The organism is Bacillus infantis, from assembly GCF_020171945.1.
GTDB lineage: Bacteria > Bacillota > Bacilli > Bacillales > Cytobacillaceae > Bacillus_AB > Bacillus_AB infantis_A.
This window is the reverse complement of sequence record NZ_JAIVAP010000006.1, coordinates 167,433-188,916: the sequence shown is the minus strand read 5'-3', so window position 1 is coordinate 188,916 and position 21,484 is coordinate 167,433. Positions and strand designations below refer to the sequence as shown.

The 21,484-nt window shown below is 49.8% G+C and carries 15 protein-coding genes; 3 read left to right on the top strand and 12 right to left on the bottom strand.

Annotated features, from left to right (window positions below; genetic code table 11):
• Positions 1-103 precede the first annotated feature (103 nt).
• From icmF to LCM00_RS11985, 7 genes are all read right to left on the bottom strand, one after another.
• Positions 104-3,370, bottom strand: a complete 3,267-nt coding sequence (gene icmF / locus LCM00_RS12015) for a fused isobutyryl-CoA mutase/GTPase IcmF (protein ID WP_224902050.1) — start codon at positions 3,368-3,370, stop codon at positions 104-106.
• Positions 3,367-4,044 carry a TetR/AcrR family transcriptional regulator gene (locus tag LCM00_RS12010; RefSeq protein ID WP_224902047.1) on the bottom strand — a complete coding sequence of 226 codons (678 nt, stop codon included), beginning with the start codon at positions 4,042-4,044 and terminating at the stop codon, positions 3,367-3,369. The genes icmF and LCM00_RS12010 overlap by 4 nt, the downstream gene beginning before the upstream one ends.
• Before the next feature lie 273 nt (positions 4,045-4,317).
• A complete protein-coding gene (locus LCM00_RS12005; protein ID WP_224902044.1) occupies positions 4,318-5,457 on the bottom strand; it encodes an acyl-CoA dehydrogenase in 1,140 nt (379 codons plus the stop codon).
• Between the two features lie 42 nt (positions 5,458-5,499).
• Positions 5,500-6,630 (bottom strand): acyl-CoA dehydrogenase, encoded by a 1,131-nt coding sequence (locus tag LCM00_RS12000; RefSeq protein ID WP_224902041.1) that lies wholly within the window; start codon positions 6,628-6,630, stop codon positions 5,500-5,502.
• A 38-nt stretch (positions 6,631-6,668) separates the two neighbouring features.
• The gene (locus LCM00_RS11995) at positions 6,669-7,520 is read right to left on the bottom strand and encodes a 3-hydroxybutyryl-CoA dehydrogenase (protein ID WP_224902038.1); all 852 of its coding nucleotides are present in this window, start codon (positions 7,518-7,520) and stop codon (positions 6,669-6,671) included.
• Positions 7,521-7,557: 37 nt separating this feature from the next.
• Entirely contained in the window at positions 7,558-8,745 is a 1,188-nt protein-coding gene (locus LCM00_RS11990; RefSeq protein ID WP_224902035.1) for an acetyl-CoA C-acetyltransferase, read from the bottom strand.
• Positions 8,746-9,107: 362 nt separating this feature from the next.
• On the bottom strand, positions 9,108-11,219 hold the full coding sequence (locus LCM00_RS11985; RefSeq protein ID WP_224902032.1) for a (Fe-S)-binding protein: 2,112 nt from the start codon (positions 11,217-11,219) through the stop codon (positions 9,108-9,110).
• Between the two features lie 212 nt (positions 11,220-11,431).
• Here LCM00_RS11985 and cls point away from each other — a divergent pair, with 212 nt between their 5' ends.
• Together cls and uvsE are read left to right on the top strand one after the other, a co-directional pair.
• The gene (gene cls, locus LCM00_RS11980) at positions 11,432-12,634 is read left to right on the top strand and encodes a cardiolipin synthase (protein WP_318247612.1); all 1,203 of its coding nucleotides are present in this window, start codon (positions 11,432-11,434) and stop codon (positions 12,632-12,634) included.
• Between the two features lie 59 nt (positions 12,635-12,693).
• The gene (gene uvsE / locus LCM00_RS11975) at positions 12,694-13,650 is read left to right on the top strand and encodes a UV DNA damage repair endonuclease UvsE (RefSeq protein ID WP_224902029.1); all 957 of its coding nucleotides are present in this window, start codon (positions 12,694-12,696) and stop codon (positions 13,648-13,650) included.
• 894 nt (positions 13,651-14,544) lie between these two features.
• Here uvsE and LCM00_RS11970 read toward each other — a convergent pair.
• From LCM00_RS11970 to speE, 5 genes are all read right to left on the bottom strand, one after another.
• Positions 14,545-14,724 carry a XapX domain-containing protein gene (locus tag LCM00_RS11970; RefSeq protein ID WP_224902026.1) on the bottom strand — a complete coding sequence of 60 codons (180 nt, stop codon included), beginning with the start codon at positions 14,722-14,724 and terminating at the stop codon, positions 14,545-14,547.
• Positions 14,725-14,853: 129 nt separating this feature from the next.
• Positions 14,854-16,524, bottom strand: coding sequence for an arginine--tRNA ligase (argS, locus tag LCM00_RS11965; protein WP_224902023.1), 1,671 nt, complete (start codon positions 16,522-16,524; stop codon positions 14,854-14,856).
• A complete protein-coding gene (locus tag LCM00_RS11960) occupies positions 16,521-16,964 on the bottom strand; it encodes a DUF1934 domain-containing protein (protein WP_224902020.1) in 444 nt (147 codons plus the stop codon). The genes argS and LCM00_RS11960 overlap by 4 nt, the downstream gene beginning before the upstream one ends.
• A 404-nt stretch (positions 16,965-17,368) precedes the next feature.
• Entirely contained in the window at positions 17,369-18,244 is an 876-nt protein-coding gene (gene speB, locus LCM00_RS11955) for an agmatinase (RefSeq protein ID WP_224902017.1), read from the bottom strand.
• Between the two features lie 42 nt (positions 18,245-18,286).
• Entirely contained in the window at positions 18,287-19,114 is an 828-nt protein-coding gene (gene speE / locus LCM00_RS11950) for a spermidine synthase (protein ID WP_224902013.1), read from the bottom strand.
• Between the two features lie 263 nt (positions 19,115-19,377).
• Here speE and LCM00_RS11945 point away from each other — a divergent pair, with 263 nt between their 5' ends.
• Positions 19,378-21,450 carry a transglycosylase domain-containing protein gene (locus LCM00_RS11945; RefSeq protein WP_224902284.1) on the top strand — a complete coding sequence of 691 codons (2,073 nt, stop codon included), beginning with the start codon at positions 19,378-19,380 and terminating at the stop codon, positions 21,448-21,450.
• Positions 21,451-21,484 lie beyond the last annotated feature (34 nt).

The following is a 21,484-nucleotide window of genomic DNA, read 5'->3' as shown; positions in this document are numbered from 1 at the left end:
CCTTTTATCCTAAACACATTATGAGGTTTTCCAGAAAAATATATCCTTTTTCCGAATATAAGACAGAGCCATGGGCTATAATCTGCCCCTGGCTCTATCCTTGCTACATATTGCGGCGGTATTGTCCGCCTACCTCATACAATGCCCTCGTAATTTGTCCGAGGCTTGCATATTTGACGGTTTCCATCAGCTCGGCAAAGATATTGCCGTCTGTCACTGCTGCTTCCTTCAGGCGGGACAGGGCTTCGCCTGCATGATCCTTGTTCCGTTCCTGGAAGCCTCTTAGATTCCTGATTTGTGTTTCCTTTTCTTCCTTCGTCGCCCTGGCGATTTCCATGCTGTCCATCTGCTCTTCTGACGGCGGATTTGGGTTCAGATACGTATTGACGCCGATGATCGGAAGCTCGCCTGTATGCTTCTTCATTTCATAATACATAGATTCGTCCTGGATCTTGCCCCGCTGGTACTGCATTTCCATGGCGCCGAGCACACCGCCCCTGTCGTTGATCCTTTCAAATTCCTGAAGGACCGCTTCTTCCACCAGGTCAGTCAGTTCATCGATGATGAAGGCCCCCTGAAGAGGATTCTCATTTTTTGTAAGGCCATGTTCTTTTGTAATGATCATCTGGATGGCCATCGCCCGGCGGACAGATTCCTCCGTAGGCGTGGTGATCGCTTCATCATAGGCATTCGTGTGCAGGGAGTTGCAGTTATCATGAAGCGCCATTAATGCCTGGAGTGTTGTCCGGATGTCATTGAAATCAATTTCCTGGGCATGAAGTGAGCGCCCTGAAGTCTGGATATGGTACTTCAGCTTCTGGCTCCGCTCATTGGCTCCGTATTTATCCCTCATTACAGTTGCCCAGATGCGGCGGGCCACCCTGCCGATGACGGTGTATTCCGGATCGAGCCCATTTGAGAAAAAGAAGGAAAGGTTCGGCGCAAAATCATCGATCTTCATGCCTCTGCTCAAATAGTACTCAACATAAGTGAAGCCGTTCGCCAGCGTAAAGGCCAGCTGTGAAAGCGGGTTTGCCCCTGCCTCGGCAATATGATAGCCCGAAATGGAGACAGAATAGTAATTGCGGACCTTTTTATCGATAAAATACTGCTGGATATCGCCCATCATCCTGAGAGCGAATTCTGTTGAGAAGATGCAAGTATTCTGGCCTTGATCTTCCTTCAGGATATCAGCCTGGACGGTACCGCGCACTGTCTGCAGAGTCGCAGCCTTCACTTCCTCAAGTTCCGCTTCGTTCAGCTTTCTGCCAAGCTCCCCTTCTTTCTTTTCCACCTGCTGCTCAACCGCCGTGTTCATGAACATGGCCAGGATAATCGGAGCCGGGCCGTTGATCGTCATGGAAACAGATGTGGACGGATGGCAAAGGTCAAAGCCGGCATACAGCTTTTTCATATCATCAAGCGTACAGATGCTGACACCGCTCTCCCCGACTTTTCCGTAGATATCCGGGCGGTAGTCCGGATCCTCGCCGTACAAGGTTACGGAATCAAACGCTGTACTTAGGCGCTTGGCTGCATCGTCTTTTGATAAGTAATGAAAGCGGCGGTTCGTCCGTTCAGGGGTCCCTTCACCAGCGAACTGGCGCTTCGGATCCTCTCCTTCCCGCTTGAACGGGAAGACGCCTGCTGTATACGGGAAAGCACCCGGCACATTCTCCCTGTAGACCCAGCGGATAATTTCTCCGTAGTCCCTGTATTTCGGAAGCGCGACCTTAGGGATCTGCAGGCCTGAAAGGCTCTTCGTTCTAAGAATCGTGATGATTTCTTTATCGCGGATCCTTGTTGTGAACTGCTCCCCTGAGTATTTCTCCTTGAGGTCATCCCAGCTTTCGAGGATCTTTTTCGATTCGGCTGTCAGCTTTTCTTTTGTTTCCGCTGCCAGGTCTTCTAAGGAAGCCAGAGCCTCTTCACTTCCGCCTGACTCTTTTACGGCCTGGATAGCACCTTCAAGCTGGAACAGCTTCCTGGCAAGGGCTGCCTGCTCTTCCGCTTTTTTATGGTAATTGCGGACCGTTTCAGATACTTCGCGCAAATAATAGCGCTGTTCATTCGGAATGATGACATTCTGCTTTTCGACCACTTCATTTTTGGAAAAAGAAGTGCTCCAGCCGAGGCCCGCTTTTTCATTCATTTTTTCGACAAGGGCGGCAAATAAAGCATTTGTGCCCGGATCGTTGAACTGGCTGGCGATCGTGCCGTAGACCGGCATCTCTTCCAGCTCTTTCTCGAACAGCATATGGTTGCGCTGATATTGCTTCTGCACCTGGCGGCGGGCATCCTCTGAGCCCTTGCGCTCGAATTTATTGATGACGATCAGGTCAGCGTAATCAAGCATATCAATTTTTTCAAGCTGGGAAGGCGCCCCGAATTCACTTGTCATGACATACATGGAGAGATCGCAGATTTCTGCGATTTCAGCATCGCCCTGCCCAATCCCGCTTGTTTCAACGACAACCAGGTCAAAGCCGGCGGCCTTGACGACAGAGATGGCATCCTTGATTGCCAGCGACAGCTCGCTCTTGGACTTCCGTGTCGCAAGGCTCCGCATGTAAACGCGCGGAGAAAAGATGCTATTCATGCGGATCCGGTCGCCAAGGAGCGCCCCGCCTGTTTTCTGCTTTGTCGGATCGACAGAAAGGATGGCTACTTTCTTTTCAGGGATTTCATTGATGAATCGGCGGATCAGCTCATCCGTCAATGAGCTTTTACCTGCTCCGCCAGTCCCGGTGATTCCGATAACCGGTGCCGTTTTTTCCAGTGTCTTGATTCTTTCCATGAGCGATTCTGCTGCAGCTGCCGCTTCCTTTTCAAGCCCGACGCCATGCTCGGCAAGCGTTATCAGCTTGGCGATGCTGTTCACTTCGCCTGCTTCAAGCTTTTCAAGCTCTGCTGCACTCTCCACTGAAACAGTCGGATAGTCGCACTCAGCGAGCATTTCATTGATCATGCCCTGCAGACCCTTCTGGCGCCCGTCTTCCGGGGAAAAGATACGGGCAATTCCGTATTCATGCAGCTCTTTGATTTCGCGCGGGATGATGACCCCTCCGCCTCCGCCATAGATGCGGATATGAGAGGCCCCCCTTTCCTTCAGCAAATCATACATATATTTAAAATATTCAACATGGCCTCCCTGATAGGAGGAAATCGCGATTCCCTGGACATCCTCCTGGATCGCTGCATTCACAACCTCTTCCACCGACCTGTTATGGCCAAGGTGGATGACCTCTGCCCCGCTCGCCTGGATGATCCTTCTCATGATATTGATGGAAGCATCATGTCCGTCAAAAAGGCTTGAGGCGGTAACGAATCGCAAGTGATGCTTCGGCCTGTAAATTTCTGCTGTACTCATTCGCTTGACTCCCCCTGTTCCTGGATTTTACTGCCGGCAGGCACTTTTGCCTGGTCTTGCTTTATCCCCTGAATCAGAAGCTCTGTCTGCAGTTCAATATATTCATCAAGACTGTACACCCTCTGCAGCGCCCAGCGGCGGAAGCCCCACATCTGGCCCTGCACGAAAATATTGTGAGCGATCATCTTGACCTCTTTCTCCGTCAAATGGAGCTCCCCGTTGTCCACACAGCGCTGGATGACGTCTTCAAACATGGAGACCATTTCAATTTCTTTTCTCAGCACATATGGAAGGGCATCCTTTGACAAGGACTTTGCTTCCTGGTACATGACCAGGACTTCATCCTGCATATCATCCACAACCCGGAAATAGTAGGCGATCCCGAGCTTCAGGCTTTCCAGCGTCCCCCTGTTGGCATCAAGGGCCTCCTGCAGCCTGTCGCGGACCGAATCATAGATGCTGTCACAGACAAGGTACAGCACATCCTCCTTAGTGCGGATGTACTCGTAGAGCGTCCCGATGCTGAATCCGGAGGCCTTTGCAATCTCCCTCGTCGTGGTGCGGTGAAAGCCTTTTTGCTTAAAAAGATTCACCGCTCCCTTGATCATTTCGTCCCGCCGCTTTTTCACCAGCTTTTCATCTTTAACAGAAGCATGGACTTCGCGTTTTTTCATAGAATTGCACTGCCCTCCTCTGGCCGCTCCATTAGAAAAGCGCAAGCGCCTTGCCCACCCCCGACAAGCACAAGACGAGCCTCACGAAAAGGCGTTCTTTGCCTTTTTGGGAGGATTGGCTTGTGACCTCGAGGGGGTAGGCGCTGGAGCTAGACAGTAATCGAAGTTAAGATACATACTTACTTACCTATTAAAAGTGGACCTTTCCCTACTGGTGGCTGTTCTTGCGGAGGTACTTATTTTAAATAGGAAAGAGCCCTATCCTCTTATCTTCTATTTGGTTATCATCCTGGAAATGACAAGGCGCTGGATTTCCTGTGTGCCTTCATAGATTTGTGTAATCTTGGCATCACGCATATAGCGCTCTACCGGATAGTCCTTTGTATAGCCATAGCCGCCGAAGACCTGGACAGCCTCTGTCGTCACTTTCATGGCCGCATCGCCGGCGAACAGTTTGGACATGGCTGATTCCTTGCCGTACGGCAGGCCTTCCGATTCAAGCCAGGCAGCCTGATAGGTGAGGAGCCTTGCCGCCTCCACACTTGTCGCCATATCGGCCAGCTTGAAGCCGATTCCCTGCTGAAGGGCTATAGGCTTGCCGAACTGCTCCCGCTCTTTCGCATAATCGACTGCAGCGTCCAATGCTCCCTGGGCAATGCCGACAGCCTGGGCTGCAATGCCGTTCCTGCCGCCATCAAGGGTCATCATAGCGATCTTAAAGCCTTCGCCTTCTTTGCCGAGCATGTTTTCCTTTGGCACGCGGCAGTCTTCAAAAATGATTTCTGTTGTCGGTGAAGACCTGATGCCAAGTTTCTTTTCCTTCTTGCCGACAGAGAAGCCAGGGAAATCACTTTCAATGATGAAGGCTGTAGTGCCCTTCTGCCTGCTCTCCGGATCTGTCAGTGCGAATACCACATAGATGTCGGCAATCCCGCCGTTTGTGATAAAAATCTTTGAACCGTTCAGCACATAATGGTCGCCGTCAAGGCGGGCAGTCGTCCTCATGCCGCCCGCATCCGATCCGCTGCCCGGCTCTGTCAGGCCGTAAGCGCCGATCTTTTCACCCTGCGCCATCGGCTTCAAGTATTTCTGCTTCTGTTCTTCACTGCCGAATTTATAGATCGGCCAGCCGGCAAGCGAAGTATGTGCAGACAATGTCACCCCTGTGGATGCACAGACCCTTGAAAGCTCCTCGACTGCAATGCAGTATGCCAGATAGTCGCTGCCGATTCCGCCGTACTCTTCAGGCCAGGGAATCCCTGTCAGTCCAAGCCCGGCCATTTTGTCGAAGATTTCACGGTCAAAGCGCTCTTCCTCATCGCGCTCTGCAGCGCTTGGCGCCACTTCATTCTTTGCAAAATCGCGGACCATTTTCCTGATCATTTCATGTTCTTCCGTCAGTCGGAAATTCATCGTATTTTCCCCCGTCCATTTCAATATTGACTTGCCTTTTGCTTACAGGTTTTTGCTGATGACAATTCTCTGAATCTCGCTAGTACCTTCATAGATTTCGGTTATTTTACTGTCGCGGAAAAACCGCTCAACAGGATAGTCCTCTGTATATCCATAGCCGCCAAACACCTGGACAGCTTCTATGCTCGTTTCAACCGCTGTCTTTGAGGCAAAAAGCTTTGCCATGCTGGCCTGCATCCCGCATCGTTCTCCATTCTGGCGCATCATCGCCGCCTGGTAGACCAGCAGTCTTGAGGCTTCCACATTTGTGGCCATATCAGCCAGCTTGAAGCCGATGCCCTGCTGATGGCTGATCGGCTTCCCGAATTGGCTGCGTTCCTTCGAGTAGGCAACCGCTGCTTCCAATGCCGCCTCCGCTATGCCAAGGGCCTGGGCTGCAATGCCGATGCGCCCGGCGTCCAGGTTGGCCATGGCGATTTTGAAGCCTTCCCCTTCGGCACCAAGGAGATTTCCTGCCGGAATCCTCATATCCTCAAAGCTGAGCTGGACTGTCCGGGAACCGTGAAGCCCCATCTTCTTCTCATCCTTGCCGATTACAAGGCCAGGTGTTCCTTTTTCAACGATGAAGGCGGAAACTCCCTTTGTCCCAAGCTCAGGGGCGGTGGATGCAAAAACAATATACACATCTGCTTCGCCGCCGTTTGTAATGAAGACCTTTGAGCCATTGAGAATATAATCGTTCCCGTTTTTAACAGCCTTGGTTTTTAAGCTTCCTGCATCAGAGCCTGCCCCTGCCTCTGTCAGACAGAATGCTCCGAGATATTCGCCGGCAGCCAATTTCGGGACATATTTCTGCTTCTGCTCCTCCGTCCCGAAGTACAGGATCGGATTGGTCCCGACCGATGTATGGACAGACAGGATGACCCCAACGGTTGCGGATACCTTTGACAGCTCATTGATGGCAATGATGTAGGAGGTGAAATCCATTTCTGCACCGCCATATTTTTCGGGTACGGGAATTCCCATCAGCCCGAGTCCGCCCATCTTTTTCAATATGTCACGGGGAAATTCCCCCTGCTCCATGTTTTCAATGAATGGCGCTATCTCGCTCTGGGCAAAGTCGCGGACCATTTTCCTCATCATTTCCTGTTCTTCTGTAAACCGTAAATTCATGGCTAATCCCTCCTGGTGTCCATTCCGGGCTTCCCCGTTCAGCTGTACTGATAAAAGCCGCGGCCGGACTTCTTGCCGAGCCAGCCGGCCTTCACATATTTGCGGAGCAGCGGGCACGGGCGGTACTTATCATCGCCGAACCCTTCATGAAGCGTCTCCATAATGTACAGGCAGGTATCAAGACCAATGAAGTCCGCCAATGTGAGCGGCCCCATCGGATGGTTCATGCCAAGCTTCATGACTTCATCGATCGCTTCCTTTTCGGCAACACCTTCATAGAGTGTGTAGATGGCTTCATTGATCATCGGCATCAGGATGCGGTTTGAGACAAATCCCGGAAAGTCATTCACTTCAACCGGCACCTTGCCGAGTTTATGGGTCATTTCCTCGATCGCGGTGTATACCTCATCTGCTGTAGCAAGCCCGCGGATGATTTCAACCAGTTTCATAACCGGGACCGGATTCATGAAGTGCATCCCGATTACCTTTTCCGGACGCTTTGTCGCCGCAGCAATTTCCGTTATTGGCAGTGAGGAAGTATTGCTTGCCAGAATAGCATGTTCAGGAGCGATTCCATCAAGCCGTTTGAAGATATCGGCTTTAATTTCAATATTTTCTACGGCAGCTTCGATCACCAGGTCCACCCTGCCTGCGTCTTCCAAATTGTCAGAAGGCTGCAGGCGGTGAAGCACCTCTTCCATCTCCGCCTCTGTCATGCGCTCTTTGGATACCTGACGGGACAGGTTCTTCTTGATCACGCCAAGCCCCCGCTCAATATATTCAGCCTTCAAATCATTCAGCAGCACCTCATACCCCGCCTGTGCACATACCTGCGCGATACCGGAGCCCATCTGCCCTGCACCGATGACCATTACTGTTTTCACTTCCACGGTTATTCCTCCATTTCTCTTCAAGTCTTCTAATCTATCAGTTCGCCGGAACCTCAATCATGATGGCATCTCCCTGGCCGCCGCCGCTGCAGATTGCCGCGATGCCGACTCCTCCGCCCCTGCGCTTCAGCTCATATATCAGCGTCAGGATAATCCTTGCACCGCTTGCCCCGATCGGATGGCCGATGGCAACGGCTCCACCGTTCACATTCACTTTATTTTCATCCAGATTGGCGATCTTTCCGCTCGTCAGGGCAACCGCCGCAAATGCTTCATTTATTTCAAACAGATCAATTTCATCCATGGATTTGCCTGTCTTTTTCAATAGCTCATTGATGACAAGCCCGGGTGTTTTCGGAAAATCCTTTGCTTCAACAGCGATTGCCGTGTGGGCCAGTATGTAAGCCTGAACGTCCTTTCCTTCACGCTCAGCTCTTTCCTCGCTCATCAGCACCAGTGCGGCAGCTCCGTCATTCACCCCAGGTGCGTTCCCGGCAGTAATCGTTCCATCTCCATTGAATACAGGGGCTAGCTTTGCCAGTTTTTCAATGGAAGTATCCTTGCGAGGTGCTTCATCCTGCTCTACGACAAGCGGATCGCCTTTGCGCTGCGGCACCTCTACAGCTACAATCTCTTCAGCCAGCCTGCCGGATTCGATCGCTTCGACAGCCCGCTGGTGGCTTCTGTAGGCCCATTGGTCCTGTTCTTCCCGTGATATTTCCATTTCCTTTGCCGTTGAATTGCCGTAAGTGCCCATATGGACGCCTGTAAAGCTGCAGCTGAGACCGTCATGGATCATCAGGTCCTTCACGGTCGAATCGCCCATCCGCAGCCCCCATCTTGCTTTAGGCAGAAGATATGGCGCATTGCTCATCGATTCCATCCCGCCGGCCACAATGACTTCTTCATCACCGGCCCTGATGATCTGGTCGCCAAGCGTCACACTCCTCATTCCTGAGGCGCAGACTTTATTGATCGTTTCTGTTTTAACTTCCCATGGAAGGCCGGCCTTATTGCCTGCCTGCCGGGATGGTATCTGGCCCTGCCCCCCCTGAAGGACCGATCCGAGAATCAGCTCCCCAACCTCTTCAGGACGGACATCTGCACGCTTCAATGCTTCCTTGACGGCTGCAGCTCCTAAATCAGAGGCAGTCAGGCTGCTTAATGCCCCTCCCATTTTTCCAAAAGGTGTCCGCGCTCCGCTAATAATGACTGTTCTTCCCATCTGTATCCTCTCCTTTGGGCAAAATTGATTTTTGATCTGCCAGGCAAATTAAGTCTTTAATTTGCTGGGTAAATTTAATTTCTTGATAGGCTAGACGAATTTGATCTTCTGATTTGACTGAACGCTCGCTCGAAATGAAGCCATAACCTGCTGAACATCAGCCTGTCTTCCATGATTTAAATTCAATAAGGACAAAAAGGAGACCATTCAAAAAGGTTCTCCAACTTTGTAAGCGCTTTATTTATATTTCCATCTTACTCCATCCGCAGCAAAAATAAAAATATTTACCTGAAGATTCTTAATAATAATTCATTATATTTTTAAGAAAGGCCCGGTGCGCCAGGCCTTTCTTAGTTTTTGGCTCAAGATACGAGTGTTTGCGGTTCGCCAATGACAGCTTTTTCAAGCAGCTCGGCCACATCATAGGTCTGGACTGTATCTTCCGCTTCTTTAGCCTTCGTGCCGTCTGACAGCATGGTCAGGCAGTACGGGCAGCCGGAGGAAATGACCGAAGGATTGACAGCCAGTGCCTGCTCTGTCCGGGCAACATTGACGCGGTGCCCTGTTTCCTCTTCCATCCACATGAGTCCGCCGCCGGCTCCGCAGCACATGCCTGTCTCGCGGTTTCTTTCCATCTCCACCAGCTTCACGCCAGGGATGGATTTCAGAATTTCCCGCGGCGGATCATACACTTCGTTGTAGCGCCCGAGGTAGCAGGAATCATGGAAGGTAATTGTTTCATTCACGTCAAATTGCGGCTTCAGCCTGCCCTCTTTAACCAGCTCGGCAAGCAGCTCTGTGTGGTGATACACCTCTGCCTCGAGTCCGAAATCCGGATACTCGTTTTTGAAAATGTTATAGGCATGAGGGTCGATCGTAACGATTTTCTTGACTTCATTTTTCTCGAATTCTTCAATATTCTTTGTTGCAAGCTCCTGGAACAGGAATTCATTGCCGAGGCGCCTTGGCGTATCGCCGGAGTTCTTCTCCTTGTTGCCAAGGATCGCGAATTTCACGCCCGCTTCATTAAGAAGCCTTGCAAAGGATAAAGCGATTTTCTGGCTCCGGTTATCATATGAACCCATGCTGCCGACCCAGAACAGATACTCGAATTCCTCGCCGGACTTCTTCATTTCCTTCACAGTCGGAACAGACACATCTTCCCTTGCCTCGCGCCAGTCCTCACGCTCTTTCCTGTTCAAGCCCCAAGGATTGCCCTGGCGTTCAATATTCGTCATCGCACGCTGTGCATCGGCATCCATTTTTCCTTCTGTCAAAACAAGATAACGGCGAAGGTCGATGATTTTGTCTACATGCTCATTCATGACCGGACACTGGTCTTCACAGTTTCGGCAAGTCGTACAAGCCCAGATTTCCTCTTCTGTGATGACATCGCCGATCAGGCTTGGGCTGTATGAGAGGCCTGCTGCCGCTTCCTCTGCGCCCTTCCCTGCTGCTGCAAGTGCAAGCTGATTGCCCTTTGTATTGGAGAAGGCGAAGGTTGGAACCCATGGCTGCCTGGATGTTACGGCGGCCCCATGGTTTGTCAGATGGTCGCGCAGCTTCAGGATCAGATCCATCGGCGACAGCATTTTGCCTGTCCCTGTTGCAGGGCACATATTCGTACAGCGGCCGCATTCCACACACGCGTAGAAGTCGATCATCTGCAGTTGATTGAAGTCTTCAATTTTGCCGACTCCGAATGATTCCTGTGACTCATCTTCAAAATCAATTTTCTTCAGCTTGCCGGCATTCTCGGTCCGGTCAAAATACACATTCGCAGGCCCTGCAATCAAATGCGCGTGCTTGGACTGCGGTACATAAACCAGGAAAGCGAGGAGGAACAGCAGGTGAATCCACCAGGAAATATAGAATATGACAATGCTGGCTGTCTCCCCTATCCCTGAGAAAGCTCCGGCTATCAGAGAAGCAACCGGCTCTGTCCAGGTTCCTTCATGGCCATGCCAGATCATGCTCATTCCGTTACCAAGAAGAACGGACAGCATCAGTCCGCCGATGAAGATGAGGACAAGCCCTGCCTTGAAGTTGCGCTTCAGGCGGACAAGCTTCTCCACATAGCGGCGATGGAAAGCCCAGAGAACGGCGACAAGGATCATCAGCGTCACAATTTCCTGGAAGAAAGTGAACCCGGGATACAGCGGCCCTAGCGGCAGATGTGCCCCAGGCTTGATACCTTTGATGATAAAGTCAATCGCCCCGAATTGGACAAGTATGAATCCATAGAAGAACATTACGTGGATGGCGCCGCTCTTCTTGTCCTTCAGGAGTTTTTTCTGGCCAAAGACATTCACCCATATTTTCCCCAGGCGCTCTTTGACGTTTTTATCAAACTCCGCTTTCTTGCCGAGCTTAATATATTCAATTCTGGTCTTAACCACATAGACAAACAGGCTGACTGCGTAAGCGGTTACAAGCAGGAACGCAATTAAGTTGATCCATAGTAATCCATTCATAGCTGATAATCTCCTTTCGTCCTTTTCCCACCAGAAAATTTATAACCAACAAAATTTTCTGAAAAGATTCTTAGTACCATTATATAATGAATGAGCATTCAGTCAATAATTTTTTCTGCTTTTTCCCACTTTTCCCGGCCAGCTCTCCGATTTCATAGAAACCCGCTTCAAAGGGGATGCTATCAGGAAAAGGTTTGAGGAGGACATGCGACTTGAAAACTGCCATTATCATACTTGCTATAGGGATGCTGCTGCTGCTTTGGGTATCATGCGATTTGGCACTCGGCCGGCGGAAAGAGCTGTCAAAGGTCCAAAGAAAAAGCTATCCGGTCAGGCAGAGCAGCATCGATTTAATCACAGCCGGTCCGGACTTATTCGAGAAGCTGTTCCTTGATATCAAACATGCCAAAAAGCATATCCATATTTTATTTTATATTGTAAAAAATGATAAAATCTCAGGCGAGTTCCTAACCCTGCTGAAGAAAAAGGCTGAGGAAGGCGTCGAGGTCCGGCTGCTGCTCGATTGGGTAGGCAGCCTGCATGTAAAAAGGAAGCTGATTGCCGGCCTGAAGGAAGCCGGGGTCCGTTTTGCTTTCTGCCATGTGCCAAAGCTCCCTTACCTATTCTATACCTCCCAATCGAGGAACCACCGGAAAATAACCGTCATTGATGGGAGTATCGGCTACTTGGGCGGGTATAACATTGGCAAGGAATACGTCAATCTGGATGCGAAGCTGTGTCCATGGCGGGATTACCATCTTCGTTTAACAGGTGAAGGAGTGGAAGATCTTCAGAGTGAATTCCTTTACGATTGGCGTGATGCTACAGGGACAAACCTGCTGCGGAATGCGGCCTATTTTCCCGATCTTCCAAAAGGGAACATCCGGCTCCAGCATATTCCCACTGAAGCCGGCTATCTGGAGGAAACCTTCATTGCCATCATCCGGAATGCCCGAAGGAAACTCATCATCGGCACACCATACTTCATTCCAAGCCCTGCCCTTTTTCAGGAACTGCAGCGGGCATTAGATAGAGGAGTCCGAGTGAGCATCATTGTCCCGGCGAAGACAGACCATCCCCTTGTAAAGGAAGCTTCCTATCCTTATTTGCGGGTGCTGCTGAAGGAAGGGGCCCGTATCTATCAATACGTGAACGGCTTCTACCATGCAAAGATCCTTCTCGCAGATGACACAGTATGCGATATCGGGACGGCCAATTTTGATAAAAGAAGCTTGTATTTAAATCATGAACTCAACTGTTATATATATGACAAAGCTTTCATCCAGAAAGCGGAAGAAGTCCTCGAGCAGGATATGAAGGACTCAAAACTGCTTATGCTCAAAAACATTTCGGGCTTTAATGCAATCCGGTGGCTGCGGGAAGGAGTGGCGAGATCTGTTTCGTACTTTCTCTGAGGGCTTGCGCCTCTCCTCCCTTCAGCGGCGGACCCAGGCCTTTTTTAAAGGAGTAATTTATGAAAATACGATTCGGCTATGTTTCCCAGGCGGTAAGCCTTTGGGAGGCATCCCCTGCGAGAACACTGACATTTACGAGATACAAGCAGATGACAAAAGAAGAAGGAATGCAGAAGCTGCTGGCTGCAACTGCAGAAAATCTGCGCAGCACAAGAAGGATGCTTTATTATAACCTCGCCCACGATATTGAACTGTACCGGTTCTCAAGCTCCATCGCCCCCCTTGCCACCCATCCGGAGGTCATGTGGGATTTTGTCTCCCCCTTCCGTGACGAATGGCAGGAGCTCGGCAGACTGGTAAGGGGCAATGGCCTGCGGGTCAGCTTCCATCCGAACCAGTTCACCCTTTTTACCTCTCCCCGCAGCGAAGTCACAGCAAATGCTGTAATTGATATGGAATACCATTACCGCATGCTCGAGGCAATGGGTCTGGAAAACCAGGCGCTGATCAATATCCATATCGGCGGGGCCTATGGCGATAAGGAGACATCCATTGAACGCTTTTATCAGAATTTAAAAACCCTTCCTGTGCATATAAAAGGGGTTATGACCCTTGAAAATGATGATAAAACCTATAACGCTGAAGAAACGCTCGCCGCCTGCCAGCGGGAGCAGATACCGCTTATATTTGACTATCACCATCATATGGCGAATTTGAGCGAAAGGCCGCTTGAGGATATGCTCCCGGACATTTTCCGGACCTGGGATCATTTTGGCATGAAGCCGAAGATCCATGTGTCTTCGCCTAAATCGGAAAAAGCCTTCAGGTCGCATGCAGACTACGTGGACGCCGAATTCCTGAAGCCTCTGCTGGATCACCTTCATGCCATAGGCGAAGATGTTGATTTTATGATAGAAGCAAAGATGAAGGACAAAGCTTTATTAAAGCTTGTTGAGGATATCAGCCGGATCCGCGGAGTGAAGCGGATCAGCGGCGGGGCGGTTGAGTGGAAATAGGGCTGGCTTAGGGTACATGAGATGGGGTTCTTGGGCCGGATCATGTACCTGGGGCTGTTTCTGGGATACATGGGTTGGGCTTTTTTCGCCGGGTCATGTACCTCAGACTGCTTTTGGGATACATGAGTCGGGCTTTTTTCGCCGGGTCATGTATCTTAGGCTGCTTTTGGGATACATGAGCTGCGCTACTTTCGCCGGGTCATGTACCTCAGACTGCTCCTGGGAGACATGAGTTAGGCTTTTTTCGCCGAGTCATGTACCTTAGAGCGCTTTTGGGATACATGAGTTAGGCTTTTTTCGCCGGGTCATGTATCTTAGGCTGCTTTTGGGATACATGAGTTAGGCTTTTTTCGCCGGGTCATGTATCTCAGACTGCTTTTGGGATACATGACTCGGGATTTTTTCGCCGGGTCATGTATCTCAGACTGCTTTTGGGATACATGACTCGGGACTTTTTCGCCGGGTCATGTATCTCAGACTGCTCCTGGGATACATGAGTTAAGGTTTTTTCGCCGGGTCGTGTACCTCAGACTGCTCCTGGGATACATGAGTTAGGCTTTTTTCGACGGGTCATGTATCTCAGACTGCTTTTGGGATACATGAGTTAAGGTTTTTTCGCCGGGTCATGTACCTCAGACTGCTTTTGGGATACATGGATTGCGCTTTCCTCACCGGGTCATGTATCTCAGACTGCTTTTGGGATACATGAGTTGCGCTTTTTTCGCCGGGTCATGTACCTCAATCTGATTCCGCGATACATGACCTCCTCTTTTTACATAAAGTTATGTACTACAGTGGGCACCCTGGCCATATGCTCACTCTTTTCCGGCCGGACAACGCCCTCTGCCTCTCCTCTACTGCAGGATTCTCCACTCTCCCTGCATCCCCACTGCCTTATTTTAAAAAGCTTCCAAACCAAGGGCCTACTTGTTCATATGCCTTAAATCCTAAGTAGATGCCGATGATCCCCACTACTCCGGCCAATGCTGGCGGGGCGGGTATCGGCAGTTTGAACAGGGCAAAAATAAAACCGACCGCAAAGCCTGTTATAAGTGACAGCAGAACAATTTTCATCATATTCCTCCTACAATAAGCTCATATTGTTCCATAAATATCCTTTATTATGTGCAATAACAGCTCTATGATTCCACCGCCATAGAAACAGAAAAAAACCCCGCTTTCAGGAAGCGGGGCCAAGAAGTCTTACATTTTTTCCGGTGCAGATACACCGATTAGTTTGAGGGCATTTTTTAATGCTGTCTGTACAGCTTTAATCAAACCGAGACGTGCTTTTGTTTTTTCCGGATTTTCGCTATCAAGCACTTTTTCAGCATTATAGAAGCTGTGGAAGGCAGATGCGAGCTCGAAAATATAGTTGGTGATGCGGTGCGGCATACGCTTTTCTGCCGCTTCGGCAACCGCCTGCGGGAATTCGCCGAGCTTTTTCAGCAGGTCGATTTCCTTTTCAGCAGAGATGAGGGAGAAATCCGCATCGCGGCTGAGTGCCAAGCCCTGCTCCTCTCCCTGACGGAGGATGCTCGAGATGCGCGCGTGTGCATACTGGGCATAATAAACAGGGTTATCATTGGACTGGGACACAGCTAAATCAAGGTCGAAATCCATATGAGTGTCAGCACTTCTCATCGCGAAGAAGTAGCGGACTGCATCAAGTCCCACCTCGTCCACAAGGTCGCGCATGGTGACAGCTTTTCCTGTTCGTTTGCTCATCTTCATCTTTTCGCCGTTCTTGTACAGGTGGACAAGCTGGATGATTTCCACTTCAAGAGCATCCTTGCCGTAGCCAAGCGCCTGGATGGCAGCCTTCATACGCGGGATATAGCCATGGTGGTCGGCGCCCCATACATTGATGAGCTTTTCGAATCCGCGCTCGAGCTTGTCTTTATGATAAGCAATATCCGGCGTCAGATAAGTATAAGATCCGTCATTCTTGATAAGCACGCGGTCTTTATCATCGCCGAATTCAGTAGAACGGAACCAGGTTGCGCCTTCTTCTTCATAGACATGTCCGTTCTCTTTGAGTGCTTTCAAAGCATTGTCGATCTTGCCGTTCTGGTAAAGGGAAGTTTCTGAGTACCAGACATCAAAAGGAACGCGGAAATCTTCCAAATCCTGTTTCAGCTTTTCCATTTCGTATTTAAGGCCGTATTCGCGGAATGCATCAAAGCGTTCCTTTTCATCGGCATTCACATATTTGTCGCCGAATTCATCGGCAAGCTTTTGGCCGATGCCGATAATATCTGCACCGTGGTAGCCGTCGGCAGGCATTTCTTTTTCCATGCCAAGCGCCTGGAAATAACGGGCCTCAACGGACAATGCCAGATTATTGATCTGGTTTCCGGCATCATTGATATAATATTCGCGGGATACATCATAGCCTGCTTTGGCCAGGATGCTGCTGAGGGAATCGCCGACTGCCGCACCGCGGGCATGTCCCAGGTGAAGGTCGCCTGTCGGGTTGGCGGAAACAAACTCAATCTGCACCTTCTGGCCATTGCCTGTATTCGTTTCTCCGTACTGATCTCCTGCGTCAAGCACAGCTGGAATCAGGTTCGTCAGATAGCTGTTATTCATATAAAAATTGATGAAGCCGGGTCCTGCAATTTCAATTTTTTCGATGGATGCTTTACTGCTGTCAAAGTTCTCGATCAGCTGCTCGGCAATCATGCGCGGCGCCTTCTTGGCAACACGTGCGAGCTGCATCGCCATATTGGTAGAATAGTCGCCATGCGCCTTCTCTTTAGGCGTTTCCAGGATTACATCCGGAATCTGCTCTTCTGCAGCAAGGCCTGCTTTCATGACTGCCTGCTTGATTTCCTCTTTTAGATTGCTTTGCACTTGTTCGACTATATTCATTTTCCTTCCTCCTCAAACGTGATTGCCAAATGATATGTACCTGCCTGTGATCCCTGCATTTTCATTTCGTATAGAAGGTCAAATGACCCTGTTCCGCTGCCGTCTTCAAAGGACTGCGAAAGTCCTTTTGTCAAAGTTAGCATTTCCATGGTTCCGAAGGGCATTTCATAGCTTCCCCTCATCTTTTTGTTCATCCGGAAGGGCAGCCTCATTTTTACGGCTCCTGAACGGAGGATCAAGGCTTCCCCTTCCGCCATCTTTACAATCGTTTTAACTGTCCCTGCTTCATTTTCTTCATCATATTGAAGAAAGCGGGAGCCGTTTTTTTTATAGTATCGGCCAAACGCAGTCAATTCAAAAGTTTCTTTGCTGCCTCCGGTGCGAATATCGGTTTTTACTTTTATTTTAACAGGTGTCTGTTCCGCTGGGCTATTTAGCAACGGGCACACTTCCTTTTCGTTTAACTCTTTAGTATAACTTTTTAATTATAATTTTTTTGGGGTTGAAGTGCAAATGAAGTTGGGCAGTGATAGGGATTGGTTTAATTATGGGGGCCTGTTGATTTCCGTTCCAGGCACTTCGCTTTCCGCGGGGCGACGCTGAGCCTCCTCACGCTGCGCGCTGCGGGGTCTCAGCATTGCCGCTATCTCCCACAGGAGTCTTCGTGCCTTCCACTGCAATCAACAGGGCTTTTTTAACTTTTTCAGCGGTATAACCAAGACTCTAGGAAAAAGGCTTTTAAAAGACTCTATTTGCTCAATTCACTTAAGGAAAATTAAAAGGGATACAGAATTCATTCTGTACCCCTCTAAATTACTATGACAAAGGCTTTGCCTCCGCTTTTCTATTTCACCCAGCCCAAGATCATTTCGCGAATGAGTTTGCTGGCTGTGTTGGCTGTTTGTTCTGATGGGTCGTAGATGGGTGCTACTTCCACGAGGTCGGCTCCGACGACTTTTACGTTTGAGCGGGCAATTTCGTGGATGGAGGCCAGGAGCTCCTTGGATGTGATTCCGCCGGCGTCGACTGTGCCTGTGCCTGGCGCGTGGGCCGGGTCAAGGACGTCGATGTCGATGGTTACGTATACCGGGCGGCCTGCCAGCTTAGGAAGGATTTCCTTGAGCGGCTGGTGCACATCGAATTTTGAAATGTGCATTCCGACTTTTTTTGCCCATTCGAATTCTTCCTTCATTCCTGAACGGATGCCGAAGGAGAAGATATTCTGAGGGCCGATCAAGTCAGCTGCCTTTCGGATCGGTGTTGAGTGGGATAATGGCTCCCCTTCATAGTTCTCGCGCAGATCTGTATGGGCGTCCATATGGATGATGGCAAGATCCGGATATTTCTTATACATCGCCTTGAAAACGGGCAATGAAACGAGATGCTCCCCGCCCATGCCAAGAGGGAACTTGCCGGCAGCCAGTAGCTTATCGACAAACTCCTCGATCAGATCAAGGCTTTTCTGCGGATTTCCAAAAGGAAGCGGAATATCGCCGGCATCGTAATATTTAACCTCCGCAAGCTCGCGGTCGAGATACGCGCTGTATTCTTCAAGTCCGATTGACACTTCCCTGATGCGGGTCGGGCCGAAGCGTGAGCCCGGACGGTAGCTGACCGTCCAGTCCATTGGCATTCCGTAAAGGACCGCCTGGCTTTCCATAAAATTCGGATGGCTTCCGATGAATACATTTCCTGAATAAGCTTCATCAAATCTAACCAAAATGACTCCCTCGCTTTATATGCTGGTGCCTGGCACCAAAAATTATTTCACTAGGTCCTGAACAAACTTAGGCAGTACAAACGCTGCTTTGTGCAGTTCTTTTGTGTAGTACTTCGTATCGATTTCGTGGAAGCGCTCTTCGCTCACTTCAAGCGGGTTGTATTTCTTGCTTCCGATGGTGAATGCCCAAAGGCCGCTTGGATAGGTCGGGATGTTAGCCAGATACAGGCTCGTCATCGGGAAGATTTCTTTTACATCCTTCTGGACTGTGCGGATCAGGTCTGCCTTGAACCAAGGGTTGTCAGACTGCGCAACAAAGATGCCGTCTTCCTTCAGCGCCTTGGAGATGCCGGCATAGAAGCCTTTAGTGAACAGGTTAACAGCTGGGCCGACTGGCTCAGTGGAGTCAACCATGATGACGTCATATTCATTTTCGCTGTTGGCGATATGCATGAAGCCGTCGTCAACCTTCACTTCTACTCTTTCATCGTCAAGCATGCCTGCGATTTCAGGGAGATACTTCTTGCTGTACTCGATTACCTTGCCGTCGATTTCAACAAGCGTTGCTTTCTTCACGCTTGGGTGCTTCAGCACCTCGCGGATAACGCCGCCGTCGCCGCCGCCCACTACAAGGACGTTTTCAGGGTTCGGGTGCGTGAATAACGGCACATGTGCCACCATTTCATGGTATACGAACTCATCCTTGATGGATGTCATGACCATATCATCCAAGAGGAGCATATTGCCCCACTCTTCTGTCTCTACCATATCAAGCTTTTGGAAATCAGTTTGCTCTGTATGTAAAGTCTGCTTCACTTTCATTGTGATGCCAAAGTTCTCTGTCTGCTTCTCTGTAAACCAAAGTCCCATTCTGAACATCCTTCCATTTTAAAAATTTGTATAGCGCGCATAAAACGCTCTCAAAACTTTTTAAAAGTTGTGCGGTTATCTTTATGCTTCCCTAACTGTTTAATTACAAACATGAGAAAAAGTATAGATGAATCTAGCAAAATTGCAAGAAAAAAATGAAACTCGCGAATAAATTCCTTCTGTTATTTCAATACTAGGAATAAAGACCAGATTTGGGTGCCGGAGACCATTGCGGGCACTGTCCATAAAAAGGGGTGAATATGATGGAAGTCTTGGCCGATCAGCGGTTCAGGAGAGCGAAGAAATATGTGCGGGCAGCCGCTGTCATCAGTTTAATAGGAATGATTGCTGCCGGACTTGCCATCGGCGCTGTCCTGATTTATGCGAAGGTTCTTGGCCCTCCCCCGCTGGCCGTACCGCAGTCGACTCTTTATTACTCGGCGGAAGGTGAAGTGATCGGGGAAAGCAGCAACGGCCAGAAGCGGTATTGGGTGACGCTTGATCATATTTCCCCTTATCTGATAGATGCAACGGTTTCAGTCGAGGACCAGAATTTCCATTCCCACCATGGCTTTGACTATAAACGGATTGCAGGGGCCGCCCTTGCCGATCTAAAAGCGATGGCGAAGGTCCAGGGAGCCAGCACCATCAGCCAGCAGTATGCCCGGAACCTGTTTCTCGCACACGAGAAGACTTGGAAACGGAAAATGATGGAGGCCTTCTATACAATCAGGCTTGAGATGAACTATTCAAAAGATGAGATTCTGGAAGGCTATATCAATACGATTTATTATGGCTATGGCGCTTATGGAGTACAGGCGGCAAGCCAGTACTATTTTGGGAAAGATGCTGAGGAGCTCAACCTTGCCGAGGCTTCCATGCTTGCCGGGATACCGAAAGGTCCTGGCGTCTATTCCCCGCTCGCCTCTTTCGAAAGGGCCAGGGACCGCCAGCGGATCATTCTGGACACAATGGCCATGCAGGGGAAAATCACCGCGGAGGAAGCTGATAAGGCCTTTGGTGCAACGCTCAAGCTTGTCGGTGAATTTCCGCATAAAGCAATTGAAAAGGCGCCATATTTTCAGGATGCAGTTAAAAGTGCCCTGAAAAATCAGCTTCAGCTTGATGACCGCACAATAGAGCTTGGCGGCCTGAAGGTATACACCACACTTGATACAAAAATCCAGGCTGCCGCTGAAAAAGCAGTATCCGGCAATATCAGCAAAGAATCGGAGATCCAGGTCGGGCTTGTATCAGTCAACCCGAAGAACGGCCATGTCAAGGCAATGGTCGGCGGAAGGGACTATAGCGAGAGCCCGTTCAACCGGGCGGTGCAGGCAGTCCGCCAGCCTGGCTCGACGATTAAACCGCTGCTCTACTATGCCGCCCTCGAGCAGGGATTTACCCCTGCAACCATGATGAGGAGCGAGCAGACCACCTTCCGTTTTGATGACGGCAGGCAGGAATACACGCCGCATAATTTTAACAATCAATATGCGGATGGTGATATCACCATGGCACAGGCACTCGCTTTGTCTGACAATGTGTATGCTGTAAAAACCCATCTCTTTTTAGGCGAAAATACGCTTGCAGAAACAGCGAAAAAGTTCGGCATTACTTCCAAAATGGCTGAGGTTCCTTCCCTGGCGCTCGGAACATCAGGCATAAGGGTCATTGAACTGGCCAATGCCTACAGCCTTTTTGCCAATGGAGGAAAGAAGGTTTCCCCCGTTTTGGTGACAAAGGTTGAAAACCATAAAGGCGAAGTGATTTATGAAGAAAAGAAAGAGCCTCTGCCAGTGCTGAAGCCGGAGGATGCATATGTTATGACGCAAATGATGACCGGCATGTTTGACCATAAGCTCGACGGCTATTCCAGCGTTACGGGCAGCACCATCATCAGCAAAATGACGAGGCCCTATGCCGGCAAGTCTGGCTCCACCGATACAGACAGCTGGATGGCCGGATTCACGCCACAGCTCGTTTCCGCCGTCTGGACCGGATATGACCAGGGCAAGCCGATCACATTGACTGCAGATAAATCTTATGCGAAGAATATCTGGATCCAGTTTATGGAGGATGCCCATAAAGATATGCCCGTTAAACGGTTCAAAGGTCCAAAAGGAACGGTTGGCGTCTATATCAATCCGGAGAACGGAAAAATCGCCACTGATCAGTGTCCGGTTCAGCGCCTGACCTATTTTGCAGCCGGAACAGAGCCGACCGAATATTGCACCGATCATCTGGAGCATATGAAAGAAGAGCCTGAACAGCCTTCGAAAAAGCCCAAGGAGAAGAAAACCTGGTATAAAAGGCTGTTTCAGTGGGGGGCTTAACGCACTCAATAAAAGGAAAAACCCCGGGTTTCCG